General features: G+C 71.0%; 11 protein-coding genes. 3 read left to right on the forward strand and 8 right to left on the reverse strand.

The features are described 5' to 3' along the window. Positions 1–34: 34 nt before the first annotated feature. Together dxr and AC1DMN_RS14700 are read right to left on the reverse strand one after the other, a co-directional pair. Positions 35–1,120: a 1-deoxy-D-xylulose-5-phosphate reductoisomerase gene (gene dxr / locus AC1DMN_RS14695; protein ID WP_440732190.1), complete on the reverse strand. Its 1,086-nt coding sequence runs from the start codon at positions 1,118–1,120 to the stop codon at positions 35–37. A gap of 85 nt (positions 1,121–1,205) precedes the next feature. Next, positions 1,206–2,174, reverse strand: coding sequence for an FKBP-type peptidyl-prolyl cis-trans isomerase (locus AC1DMN_RS14700; RefSeq protein WP_477230690.1), 969 nt, complete (start codon positions 2,172–2,174; stop codon positions 1,206–1,208). Positions 2,175–2,431: 257 nt separating this feature from the next. Between AC1DMN_RS14700 and AC1DMN_RS14705 the strand changes: the two genes are divergently transcribed. Next, a complete protein-coding gene (locus AC1DMN_RS14705; protein ID WP_477384490.1) occupies positions 2,432–3,121 on the forward strand; it encodes a lysophospholipid acyltransferase family protein in 690 nt (229 codons plus the stop codon). Positions 3,122–3,130: 9 nt separating this feature from the next. On the opposite strand, the gene AC1DMN_RS14710 is transcribed toward AC1DMN_RS14705, so the two are convergent. After that, positions 3,131–3,637, reverse strand: a complete 507-nt coding sequence (locus AC1DMN_RS14710) for an OsmC family protein (RefSeq protein ID WP_477230691.1) — start codon at positions 3,635–3,637, stop codon at positions 3,131–3,133. An 81-nt stretch (positions 3,638–3,718) separates the two neighbouring features. On the opposite strand from AC1DMN_RS14710, the gene AC1DMN_RS14715 reads away from it, so the two are divergent. After that, a complete protein-coding gene (locus AC1DMN_RS14715; RefSeq protein ID WP_477230692.1) occupies positions 3,719–4,714 on the forward strand; it encodes an asparaginase in 996 nt (331 codons plus the stop codon). Positions 4,715–4,781: 67 nt separating this feature from the next. Then, positions 4,782–5,897 carry an alanine dehydrogenase gene (gene ald / locus AC1DMN_RS14720; RefSeq protein WP_441975987.1) on the forward strand — a complete coding sequence of 372 codons (1,116 nt, stop codon included), beginning with the start codon at positions 4,782–4,784 and terminating at the stop codon, positions 5,895–5,897. On the opposite strand, the gene AC1DMN_RS14725 is transcribed toward ald, so the two are convergent. The 5 genes from AC1DMN_RS14725 to AC1DMN_RS14745 form a co-directional block, all read right to left on the reverse strand. Then, positions 5,869–8,811 carry an FtsK/SpoIIIE domain-containing protein gene (locus AC1DMN_RS14725; RefSeq protein ID WP_477230693.1) on the reverse strand — a complete coding sequence of 981 codons (2,943 nt, stop codon included), beginning with the start codon at positions 8,809–8,811 and terminating at the stop codon, positions 5,869–5,871. The two genes, ald and AC1DMN_RS14725, sit on opposite strands and share 29 nt — an antisense overlap. A gap of 57 nt (positions 8,812–8,868) precedes the next feature. Beyond that, positions 8,869–9,681, reverse strand: a complete 813-nt coding sequence (locus AC1DMN_RS14730; protein ID WP_440732196.1) for a PP2C family protein-serine/threonine phosphatase — start codon at positions 9,679–9,681, stop codon at positions 8,869–8,871. Positions 9,682–9,764: 83 nt separating this feature from the next. Further along, positions 9,765–10,736: an aldo/keto reductase gene (locus tag AC1DMN_RS14735; RefSeq protein WP_477230694.1), complete on the reverse strand. Its 972-nt coding sequence runs from the start codon at positions 10,734–10,736 to the stop codon at positions 9,765–9,767. A gap of 117 nt (positions 10,737–10,853) precedes the next feature. Next, on the reverse strand, positions 10,854–11,642 hold the full coding sequence (locus AC1DMN_RS14740) for a large exoprotein (RefSeq protein WP_477384482.1): 789 nt from the start codon (positions 11,640–11,642) through the stop codon (positions 10,854–10,856). A 114-nt stretch (positions 11,643–11,756) separates the two neighbouring features. Further along, positions 11,757–12,521: a YaaA family protein gene (locus tag AC1DMN_RS14745; protein WP_477230696.1), complete on the reverse strand. Its 765-nt coding sequence runs from the start codon at positions 12,519–12,521 to the stop codon at positions 11,757–11,759. Positions 12,522–12,552 lie beyond the last annotated feature (31 nt).

Genomic DNA, 12,552 nt, shown 5'->3' on the forward strand with positions numbered 1-12,552 from the left:
TGTGCAGTCGCCAGGATCCGCGGGATCCGAAAGCTCACGCCTGAGCGGCGATCATCCGGTCGGCCGTCGCCCTCGCCCACTGCTCCGCGGCGGCGAGGCTCTCGACGGTGAGCTCGTCCGGCGGATCATGCGCGTCGACCACCCGCTCGATGGTGTCGACGATGGCGAGGAAGCCCAGCCGCCCCTCGTGGAAGGCGTTCACGGCCTGCTCGTTCGCGGCGTTGTACACGGCGGGGTAGGTGCGCCCCGCCCGTCCGACCTGCTTAGCCAGGACCACGGATGGGAAGGCCGCGTTGTCGAGCGGCTCGAACGTCCAGCTCGCCGCCTTCGTCCAATCGATCGGCCGCCCCGCACCGCCCACGCGGTTCGGCCAGTCGAGCCCCAGCGAGATCGGCAGGCGCATGTCGGGCGGAGAGGCCTGGGCGATCGTGGATCCGTCCACGAACTCCACCATCGAGTGCACGATCGACTGCGGGTGCACCACCACCTCGATCCGCTCGTAGTCCACGTCGAAGAGCAGATGCGCCTCGATGACCTCGAGCCCCTTGTTCACGAGCGTCGCCGAGTTGGTCGTGACCATCCGTCCCATGTCCCAGGTGGGGTGCGCCAACGCCTCGGCCGGTGTGACGGCGGCCATCTGCTCGCGGGTCCGGCCACGGAAGGGACCGCCGGACGCCGTGACGACGAGGCGGCGCACCTCCTGCTTGGTGCCTGAGCGCAGCGCCTGCGCGATGGCGGAATGCTCKGAGTCGACGGGCACGATCTGACCCGGCTGCGCGAGTGCGGTGACGAGGGCGCCGCCGACGATGAGCGACTCCTTGTTCGCCAGAGCCAGCGTGCGGCCGGCCTTGAGGGCCGCGAGCGTCGAACCGAGGCCGATGGATCCGGTGATCGCGTTGAGCACGACATCGGCCTCGACGTCGCGGACCAGCTGCTCCGCCTCGGCGGCGCCGAGTGCCGTGTCGTCCACGCCGAACTCCTCGGCCTGCTGCTGCAGCAGGTCGGCCTGCGTACCCGCGGCGAGGCCGACCAGCTCGAACCGATCCGGATTCGCCTTGATGACGTCGAGGGCCTGAGTGCCGATGGAGCCGGTGGAGCCGAGGATGAGGACGCGACGCATGGCCTCAGCCTAGGCCGTGCTCCGCCGACGGATGAGGGCCCGTGCATCGGCGATGCTCACGGGCCCTCGTYCGATCAGCGGCGGGTCACTGCGCGGGGGCCGCCGTGGGGACCGTGCCGAGGATGTCGATCACGAACACCAGCGTCGAGTTCGCGGGGATCGAGCCGCTGGCCTTGTCGCCATACCCTTCGGCCGGCGGGATGACGACCAGCACCTGCGAGCCGACCTTCTGGCCTTCGAGCGCCTTCTTGAAGCCGGTCACCACGCCCGTGGTCTGGAACTGCGCCGGAGCCTTCCGCTTCCAGCTGGAGTCGAACTCCTTGCCRTCCGCCCAGGTCACGCCGCGGTACTGCACGATCACGTAGTCGCCGCTCTGCACCGTCGGGCCATCGCCCTGCTTGAGGTTCGCGATGGTGGTCGCCGCGGGCGGGTCGGCCTTCGGGATGGTGATCTCGGGAGCGCCGTCCTTGTCGAGCTTGACGGTCGGCATGCCCTCGACCGGAGCGACTTCCTTGCCCTTCGCAACGGTCGGGAGGGCCTTCGTGGACTGCGCGTAGACGACAACCGGCTTGCCGCCCTCACCGAACATCTTGCCCGGGACTGCCACCACGACCGCCGAGCCGAGCGGCTTGCATTCCAGCGCGGCGACGAACAGTGACTGCTGGTTCGGGTCGAGCAGCACGGGCAGCTGGTCGTCCACCCCACGGGCGCTGGAGTCGAGGACGGTGCCGTCCGTGGCGTTCACGATGCGGTACTGCACGGAGACCAGATCCCCGGCGACCACGTTCTTCCCGTCGCCCTTCTTCACCACTGTGCGCTCGACGGCGGTGGCCGCGTCGACATCGGTGCCGGAGGGCACCGTGACCTTCAGGTCCTTGCCCTCGCCCTCGACCTTGACGGCGTCGGAGGCCTTGCCCGGCTTCGCGTCGAGCAGGCACGACGACGACGCCGACGGAGACGGCGAGGCCGAGGGGTTCGCGGCACCGGCACAGCCGGACAGCAGGAGAGCCGTCGCTGCGACGGCGGACAGAGCAGCGGCAAGGCGGATGCGCACGGAAGACCTCGAGACGTAGAGACGAACCCGCCCATCCTGCCCTATCGGGCTTTGCCGCCGCTGGGAGGTGGTGTGAATCCGCTCCCGATCCGCCTCGCGCGCCCATTCCGATCRCGGAATGGATCCTGATCTAGCCTTGTCTGGTGACCCCGSAACMCGAACCCGCAGCGTCTGCGGMCCGCGACGARGCCGTCGCAGAGCAGGAGCATCTCGAAGACGAGGTGCATCGCGCCGGTGCCACCTATCTGCTCGGCCGGATGATCCTCATCCCGCTCACCCGGCTCATCTACCGCCCTCGCATCGAGGGGCGCGCGAACGTGCCGAAAGACGGCCCGATCATCATCGCGTCGAATCACCTCTCCTTCATCGACTCGATCGCGATCCCGGTCGCAGCTCCCCGGCGCGTGCACTTCCTGGCGAAGTCGAGCTACTTCGAGGGCACGAGTCTGARGGGTCGCTTCGTGGCGAACTTCATGCGCGCGGTCGGCGCGATCCCGGTGCGCCGCGGCGCGGGCCAGGCCGCGCTGGACGCCCTGGACGAACAGCGCAAGCTGCTGGACGCGGGGCTCGCCGTCGCGCTGTACCCGGAAGGCACGCGTTCGACCGACGGGCGCCTGTACAAGGGACGCACGGGCGTCGCCTTCCTCGCGCTGCAGACGGGGGCAAGAGTGGTGCCCGTCGGAGTGATCGGCACCGACAAGGCCATGCCGGTCGGGGCGAGCATGCCCAAGATCGGCTCCAAGGTCACGATCCGCTTCGGCGAACCACTGGATCTCTCGCACCACGGCGCGGCGAACTCMGGCCGTGCCCGCCGCGGCGCGACCGACGAGATCATGGCCGCGATCCACGCGCTSAGCGAGCAGGAGCTCGCCGGCGTCTACAACGARGTSCCGGCGCAGGGCGCGATCGAGAAGATCAAGCAGGCGCTGCCCCACGAGCGGCGCTGACCGGGCGGGTCACGCCGGATCGACGGACGGGGCTGTCGACGCATCCGCGACCAGGATCGTGGCCTCGTGATGCACCGGGAACGACACCGAGTTCGCGATGAAGCACCACGCGTTGGCCTGCGCATGCGCGGACTCCGCGGCTTCACGCATGGACTCCTCGGCGATCGTGACCACGGGGTGCAGTGTCACCTCGGTGAACGCCCCGCCGCCGCGCCCGTCCTCCTGCATCGTGCCGGTGGCCTCGTCACGGTAGTCGACGACCACGACGCCTGCCGTCACGCAGGCGTGCAGATAGCTCAGCAGATGGCACTCGCTGAGCGCCGCGAGCAGCAGATCCTCCGGGTTCCAGCGGGTGGGATCCCCTCGGAACGGCTTGTCCGACGAGGCCAGCACGTCGGGCTTGCCCGCGACGCTCAGCGTGCTCGCGCGGTCGTAGTCGCGATAGCCCGAGGTGCCCGTCCCCCGGTTGCCGGTCCAGGTCGCCGTGAGGGCGTAGCGGTGCGTACCGAGGCTCATGCATCCATGGTGCCAGGATCCTGTCGGCGCCGGTTCGCATCACGCCTGTCGGCGGGGTCCGCGCCCACTAGGCTGGCTGTCGTGGTGCAGACTCTGACCGTCCAGGATGCCGTGGAACTCGCCGTCGTCGAAAGGAACGGATTCGTCGAATCCCGCCACATCGGAGCGGCGGTCGTGCTCTCCCCGGAAGGCGAGGTCCTCGCCCGCCACGGCAACGCCGACGCGCTGGTGCTGCCCCGCTCCAGCCTGAAGCCGCTGCAGGCGATCGGCTGCCTCACCGCCGGCGCTCCGCTGGAGGGCGAGCAGCTCGGCCTCGCCACGGCGAGCCACATCGGCACCGACCGGCACGTGGCCGTGGTGCGCGAGATTCTCACGGCGGGCGGGCTCACCGAGGACGACCTCGGCTGCCCCGCGGATTGGCCCGGCGACTCGGCGACCAGGGACGAGCTCGTGCGCGATCACGCCGGCAAGGCGCGCATCCGGATGAACTGCTCCGGCAAGCACGCGACCATGTTGCGCGCCTGCGTCGCGAACGGCTGGCCCACCGCCGGGTACCTCGACGTGGACCACCCGCTGCAGGTGCACATCAAAGACGTCGTCGAGCGGCTCAGCGGCGAGCGCGTCGCCGCCACGGCGATCGACGGCTGCGGCGCCCCGGTGCACGCCATCACCCTCACCGGGCTCGCGCGGGCCGTGCATCGCATCGGCAGCGCCTCGGAGCGGTCGCCGTTCGCGCTGCACCGGGTGGCCGGCGCCCTGGTGCGCACGGTGCGGGAGAACCCGTGGGCGATCGAAGGCCCAGGGCGCCCCGACACCATCGCGATCGAGAAACTGGGCGTGTTCGCCAAGCACGGCGCGGAGGGCGTGATGGTGATGGTCGCCCCGAACGGTGCCACCGTCGCCCTGAAGATGCTGGACGGATCCGGCCGTGCGGCCACGATCGTGGCCGCCACCCTGCTCGCCCGCGCGGGCGCGCTGACCGACGCGCAGGTGGACAGCCTCGCCTCGGCCCTTCCACTTGCCGTCCTCGGAGGCGGCAGCGGCGTGGGGGCCATCCGCCCCGGCGCCGGAATCTGAACGCCCCCAGAAAGGGCCAGAACCCGCGGGCGGGAAAAGCCCATCAGGGAAAAGGAAAGGAGCCACGATGAGGATCTCTGTCCCCAGCGAGGTGAAGAACAACGAATTCCGCGTCGCGCTCACGCCCGCCGGAGTGCACGACCTCGTGCAGGCCGGTCACGAGGTCGTCGTGCAGTCCGGCGCCGGTGCCGGATCCTCGATGTCGGATGCCGACTATCTGGAGGCGGGAGCGACGCTGCTCGATGACGCCGACGAGGTGTGGGCTCGCGCCGAGCTGGTGCTGAAGGTGAAGGAGCCGATCGCCAGCGAGTACCACCGCTTCCGCAGCGACCTGGTGCTGTTCACGTATCTGCACCTCGCCGCCGATCGCCCGCTCACCGACAAGCTCGCAGAGTCGGGCATGACGGCGATCGCCTACGAGACGGTGCAGCTGGCCTCAGGTGCACTGCCGCTGCTCGCGCCGATGAGCGAGGTCGCGGGTCGCCTTGCCCCGTTGGTCGGTGCGAACACGCTGATGCGCTCGAACGGCGGCCTCGGTCTGCTGATGTCGGGCGTTCCCGGAACCCGCCCCGCCACCGTGACGGTGATCGGCGGCGGCGTCGCCGGCGCGAACGCGGCCGTGATCGCCGCAGGCATGGGCGCGGACGTGACGATCTTCGACACGAACATCGCGCGGCTGCGCTATCTGGACGACTTCTTCGGCGGCCGGGTGAAGACCGCGGCGTCGAACCCGTTGGATCTGCGTCGCGCCGTCGTGAACTCGGACCTCGTCATCGGATCGGTGCTGATCCCCGGGGCCAAGGCGCCGAAACTCGTCACGAACGACATGGTCGCCGAGATGCGCCCCGGCAGCGTGCTCGTGGACATCGCGGTGGACCAGGGCGGCTGCTTCGAGGACACSCACCCSACCACGCACGACGACCCCACATTCCGCGTGCACGACACCGTGTTCTACTGCGTGGCGAACATGCCGGGCGCGGTGCCGAACACCTCGACCTCGGCCCTGACGAACGCGACGCTGCCCTATGTGCGGCAGATCGCGGGCCGCGGCTGGCAGGCGGCGCTGCGTGCCGATGCCGCTCTCGCCGGCGGTCTCAACGTGACCGGCGGGAAGATCGCCAACGCCGGCGTCGCGACCGCGCACGATCTGCCCCTCACGCCGCTGGACGAGCTGCTGGGCTGACATCGCCCCGCGGGGCGGGAAGGATCACCCGGGACGGACGCCCGTCCCGATCGATGGTCCATGCCCGCCCCGCGTGCGGCACGGCGTACGGCGGCAGCTCGCGCACGCCGGTGAGCATGCGCAGTTCCCTGGTTGCCTCGGCGAGCACGACGACCTCGCCACCGCGGACGATCCGCTGCCACAGCGCGTATTGCCGTTGCCATGCCTCCCCGTCGCCGACCAGCACGATGAGGCCCGCGGCCTCCCGCTCTGCGGAGGCCGCGCGTTCCGCCGAACGAGCGATCGCATCGTCCGCGCGGATCCGTGCCGGTGCGGCGGACTCATCGAACCGCCCTGCGCCATCCGGAAGGATCACGGGCGCGCCGTCCACGAGCACTTGCACCGCGGCGCGGCCGAAGCGCCCGCCGAGCCTCTCCGCCGTCCGCGCCGGTGCCGTGCTCACCACGCCGACGAGCATCGCCCGCGGCTCCCACTGCGGCGTCTCCGGGTGCGCCGCCGTCCGCTCCAGGGGCGAGGAGCCCGGTGCTCCCGCCTCGGCCTCGGCCTCCGGCAGCACGAACTGCACCTCGGCGCCGCCCAGCCGCGCCCGGCCCGGGGGCCGGTCGGGGTCAAAGGTGCCGGGCTCACCGCCGGCGGTGAGGTGCTCCGTGCGGCTCACGGTGCGCAGCAGGGCGCGCTCCGGCAGCAGATCCGCAACCGCGGAGATCTGCCCGCTGCATCGTGACGCGCTGAGCAGCACGGTCCCTCCGTGCTCGGCGGCGAGGCGGACGACGCGCTGCAGCCGCTCCACCCACGCGGAAGCGTACTCGAGCGGGAACGCGGCGAGGTGCCGATCGACATCGTCGACGGCCAGCAGCGGCGGCACCGGGCGGCCGCCGTCCGCGATCTCGTCGATCAGAGACCACGCCTGCTCGGGATCCGGCCTCAGCAGCACGCCTCCCGGCACCTGCGCCACCGCGGCCCTCAGCACGCTGCTCTTGCCGGCCCCCGGGCCCCCGAACACCACGAGGCCGCGGTCCTCGCCGATGCGCAGCGTGCGCACCGTCTGCCGCTGCTGCTCCGGTTCGTCCGCGAGGCCGAGCGTGATCTCCCCGGGCGCAGCGGCGGGGAGRTCGGCCCGCTGCAGTTGCGCGGGCAGTGCCGCCTGCCACGGGCTCCGCGCCCGCGGGACACCGCGCCAGTGGGCCGCGATCGTGGCGAGCTCATCGGCGCTGGTCCGCGCGACGCGGAACACGGCGGGCGCCGCGTCCTGAGGGCGGCGGACGTAGGCGAGACCACGTCCTGCGAGGTCTCCGGGCAGAGCCGCTGCCGCGTCGCTGCCGATCATGATCCTGCTGTCGGCGGGATCCGTGACGCGCAGGGCGATCCGCAGAGGGCAGTTCGCCGCCAGCGCGTCGCGGATGACCCCGGTGGCGCGCTGGGTGCCCAGGATGAGGTGCATGCCGAGAGCGCGACCGCGGGCGGCGATGTCGGTGAACACCGCCGCCAGATCAGGATGCTCCTGCAGCAGCGCCGCGAACTCGTCGACGACGATCACCAAGCGGCCCAGCGCTCCCCCGGTCTCCGCGACGCTGCGGGCGCCCGTCTCCGCGAGGACGCCCTCTCTGCGCCGCAGCTCGGCACGCAGGCTCCGCACCCCGCGCTCCGCACCATCGGCGTCGAGGTCCGTGATGACGGCGGCGACGTGCGGCAGGGCGCGCAGCGGCTCGAAGGCCGTGCCGCCTTTGAAGTCGGCGAGCACGAAGGTCACCTGGTCTGCCGAGTGCGTGGCGGCCAGCGCGGCGACCCAGCTCACCAGGAGCTCGCTCTTGCCCGCGCCGGTGACACCGGTCACGAGCGCGTGCGGCCCGTCCGCGACGAGGTCCGGCACCACCGCCCCTTCCGCATCCCGCCCGATCGCCGCGCCCAGGCCCTCGCGCGCCACGGACTCCGGCCCGACGTTCCCCATGTCCCACTGGCCCGGCGGAGGCGGCAGCACCTCCTGCAGCGTCACCGCCGCGGGAATCGCCGCCTCATCGTCCTGCTCCCGGATCAGAACCTGCACGATCGCCTCCGCCTGCTCGCGGGAGATCCCCTCCGCCGCACAGTCGTGCGTCCCCTGCGGCGTGCGCAGCCGGGCCGATGCGGGCTCCGTGACGTCGAGCACCGCGTGGTAGCCCACCGGCGGTGGCGTTCCCGGCTCGAGCAGACAGAGCCTGGGGCCGGACGGCGCGCTCCGCTGCACGCCGAGATGCACGACACCGGCGTCATGCCGGGCAAGGCGGGCCTGGGGCAGACCGTCAAGCCCGAGCGCGGCCACGGCGTCTCCCTCGAGACGGACAGCGCCGTTCGCGTGCCGAAGGCACAGCTGCAGCACCATCGCCCTGGCCACGGCGGCGGCGATCGGCGCGGGCCCTCGCACGCACACGCCATCGGACAGGCGCACCAGGACCGGCACCCCCGTCACGGCGCTGTGCTGGGCGCGGAACGCTTCGGCTCTTCCCCCGGTGCCGCTGAACCGCAGCGGCGAAGGCCCGTCTCCGCGGCCGGCTGCGATCTCGACCGTGTCCGCGAGAGCGATCGGACGCGTCGGCGGGTCCACGAGGCAGGCGGCGATATCGGGGACGGCCCGCAAACGGCGGGCTCTCTCCTCCGACTCCCGGTCATCCACGATCTGTTCGACTCGCGACCAGGCCTGCGTCTCCTCGGCCCGTGCGACACGTGCCGCGCGGCGACGCTGGCGCACGCCGTCCAGGAAGGAGCCGAGGATCATGACCGGCCCGAGGGCCGCGAAGCACAGGGACAGGGGCGAGCCCGTGACGGCGAAGAGCACGATCCCCGAGACCACGGGCACTGCCGCGGCGAGCAGTGGGAGCGAGCCGCGCTGCGGGGCGGCGGCGACAGCGGGGAGGATGATCGTCTCAGCGGGATCCATTCCGCCATCCCACCGTGAACCGCCCCGACGCGGGGCGCGCTCAGCGCAACCGGTGCACTACTCGACGGCGATCGGCGCTGTGGAGGAGGACCCCTCGTCGGCCGATGTGCGGTGCACGTCCACCACGATGACGGTCACGTTGTCCCGCCCGCCGTTCTCCAGGGCAGCGGCGAGCATCGCGTCGACCGCGGCGCCCGCCGTCGGATTGAGTCCGAGGAAGTGCTGGATCCCGTAGTCGGTGAGTTCCTTGGTGAGCCCGTCCGAGCAGATCACGAACCGATCGCCGTCCTGCACGCTGAACTCGCGGTAGTCGGGCGGCAGCGCCTCGCTGACTCCGACCGCACGGGTGATCACGTTGCTGTACGGATGCCCCTCCGCCTCCTCGGGGCTGAGCCGCCCGGCCGTGATCAGCTCCTGGACGACGGAGTGGTCCGTCGTGACCTGGCTGAGGACTCCGTCGCGCAGCAGATACACCCGGGAATCGCCGATGTTCAGCGAGACCCAGCGCGCGTCGTCGCCGACGAGGGTGAAGAAGACGCCGGTGAGCGTCGTCCCCGTGCCCTCGTCCGTGGTGTCCGGGTGCGCGGTGATGTCGTGCACGGCGCTGACCAGGGCGGTCTCGATCGTCTCCGTCGTGATCTCCCCCGCGGCGACCGCCTCCTCGAGGCGCACGATCGTGCGCTGACTCGCGATCTCACCTCCCGCGTGGCCGCCCATGCCGTCCGCCACCACGAACAACGGGAACTCGGCGAGGAGGGAGTCCTGGTTGTTCTCCCGGCGACGGCCGGTGTCCGTCGCGCCGGCCCACGTCAGGACGACCGTGTCGCCGGACGCCAGCGCGACCTCGCGCTCGTGCGAAACCTGGCTCATCGCGGTCCTCCGCATCCTCGTGCGATCGGAACGACCGCTGAAATCTCACACATCGTAATGGATCCCCGGCCTCGACACACGGCTCAGACSGCCGGATCCGCCGGGAGCGGAAACAGSGCGTCGATCGCGGCGACGTCCTCCGAGGTCGGGCTCCACGCCGCGCCCGCGCGCGCGTTCGCCTCGATCTGCTCGGCGGAGGTCGCCCCGGCGATCACGGAGGCCACGCCGGGTTGCGCCAGCAGCCAGCCGAACGTCGCCTCGAGCATGGTGATGCCACGCTCGTCGCAGAACGCGCGATAGGCGTCCAGCGCGTCCCAGGGCGCGTTCTCCCAGAGATGGGCCCTGGTGCGCATGATCCGGCTCTGGGAGGGTCCGCCGTCGCGAGTGAACTTGCCCGTGAGCAGGCCGTTGTGCAGCGGGAAGAACGGGAAGAAGCCGAGGCCGAACCTGTTGACCGCCGGCAGCACCTCCCGCTCGGCCGCCCGGGACAGCAGCGAGTACTGGTTCTGCGAGGAGATGAAGCGCGCGCTCCTCGTCGCGCTCAGCTCCGCCTCGGCGATCTGCCAGCCGCTGAAGTTGGAGTGGCCGAAGTAGCGGATCTTTCCTTCGCGGACGAGTTCGTCCAGGGCGTCCAGCGTCTCATCGATCGGGGTGAGCGGATCCGGCCAGTGCAACTGGTACAGGTCGATCCAGTCGGTGCGCAGACGACGCAGCGACTCCTCGACGGCCTTGCGCACGTAACGGCGGGATCCGAGACCCGCGGGGAAGTCGTAACCCATGTCGGCGGACGCGTAGCCGAACTTGGTGGCGAGCACCACGCGATCACGGCGGCCGTCGAGCGCCTCGCCCATCAGGCTCTCGCTGAGGCCGGGATCCTTGCCGTACATGTCCGCGGTGTCGAGGAACGTCACGCCGTGGTCGATCGCCGCGTCCAGTACCTGGATGGTGCCCTGCAGCGTCTCGGTCGCCGTGCCCGCCCGTCCGAAGTTGTTGCATCCGAGTCCCACCGCGGAGACCAGGAGCCCGGACGATCCAACACGACGTTCAGCGCTCATGCCTCCAAACTACAGGCCGACCCGGGATGCGGTCGGCGGGCATGCGGGAAGCCCCGGTCGAAAGACCGAGGCTTCCCACGTCGTCCGCGATCCGAGGACCGGGGCATTATCGGAGCGTCACGCCGGGGGMTGCTCGCCGTTCTCCGGAGCGGCTGCCGGCGGAGCCGGAGGCGCGGGCGGAGCCGGCGGAGTGACTGGCACGTCCGGGGCGGAAGCCGGCGGAGCTGCCGGCGGCTGGAACGTCGGCGGCGTGGCCTGCGGCGCCGGCGGCTGGAAGCCCTGCTGCGGAGCCTGGGGAGCGGCGGGCTGGCCGTAGCCGGGCTGCTGCGGCGGCGCGTAGCCCTGGGCGGCCGGCGGCTGGTAGCCCTGCGGCGCTCCGTAGCCCGGGGCCGCGGCCTGCGCGGACGGCTGCACCGGGATGCCCTGCCAGACCGTGCGGTCTGCGAAGAAGCCATTGCCGGCCCACGAGGCGGGAGCGATGTTCGGGTTCCAGCGCGACTTGTCGAAGGCGTTGATGCCGAGCCAGATCAGGCTGAGGAAGACGTAGAGCACCACCCAGCCCGCGCCCTTCTGCAGCTTCAGACCGACGCGCCAGGCTGCGAGGCATGTCAGCGCAAAGGCGGCGAGGCCGATGATCTGCCCGATGACGGGGATCCAGCCCAGCACGATCGCTCCGCCGAACGCGTAGAGGACTAGCCAGGGGCTGAGGTCACCCAGCTTCAGGAACACCATCGAGGAGTAGACCGGAACCCAGGCGCGCCACTTGCCCTGAACGCCTGCCTTGTCGAAGATCTTCATCAGGAAGAGCGAGCCGAGTACGTAGAAGACGATGGCGAAGATAAACCACGTCAACGCGGCGATCAGGTACACAGCCGCGTAAGCGCCGCTGTCTCCGTAAGAGTCCATGTTTCCCTCCGGGAATCGGTTCATGATGCATTCGCATCGAGCAGCCTCAGCTGAGAATCAGCTGGGTGCCTCGACGCGAAACACCCTACCGCGTCCTGGCGTCGCACTCACGAACTATTTGCGGGTCGTCGGCTGATCCGTCACCAGCTCGAGGACGCCGTGCTCACTCGTCTCCCTCAGCGGCACGCCCGAACGCTCCGCCCAGTTCAGGAGGGTACGGAGCGATCCGATCTTCGGACGCTGCTGCGCCAGACGACGCACGAAGTCGCCCTTGGCGTGCTTGTTGAAGTGGTTCAGCGCCTTGCCCTGCTCCGTCACCACACGCACGTACGCCGACGGCAGACCCTCGGGAACGGGTCCCAGATCCACGTACGCCTCGGAGCGCAGGTCCAGCACGAAGGACGGCGCCGAGGCGGCGAGCTCGGCCGACACGGCGTCCGCCCACAGTCTTCGCAGCGGGGGCAGTCCCGGCACCGATGCCCCGGCGCCGAGCCGATACGACGGGATCGCGTCGAGGGCGCCGACCGGACCGAAGGGCGCGCTGTGCACGAGCACATGAGCTCCCAGCCAGCGCCGCGCGTAGCCGTCGAGCGTCGCGGCATCGAGCGCGTCGTAGAGCACGCCCGTGTAGCGGTCCACGGCGGGCATGACCTCGGCCGTCCGCAGCCGGGCGTTGTCGTACAGGGCTTCGGCGAGCTGCTTGTCGCTGAGCTTGAGCACCCGGCGTGTCGCGTCCGCGTCGGCGGCCAGTGCCATGAGGGCGTCGCGCAGCTGCTCGCGCTGCGGCAGCAACCCTGGCAACGCCCATACCGAAGGCTCGGGCGCCTCCGATGTCCCGCCCGGGCGCTTGGTCTCCGACGGCGGCAGCAGGATCTTCATGTCACTCCCCCGGACAGACGTCCGCCCCGGT

The organism is Microbacterium sp. 01T413_2 (genome assembly GCF_056398985.1).

Coding starts and splice junctions, on each gene's coding strand:
- AC1DMN_RS14745 (WP_477230696.1), bottom strand. CDS start 12,521: ATGAAGATCCTGCTGCCGCCGTCGGAGACCAAGCGCCCGGGCGGGACA.
- AC1DMN_RS14730 (WP_440732196.1), bottom strand. CDS start 9,681: ATGAGCCAGGTTTCGCACGAGCGCGAGGTCGCGCTGGCGTCCGGCGAC.
- AC1DMN_RS14710 (WP_477230691.1), bottom strand. CDS start 3,637: ATGAGCCTCGGTACGCACCGCTACGCCCTCACGGCGACCTGGACCGGC.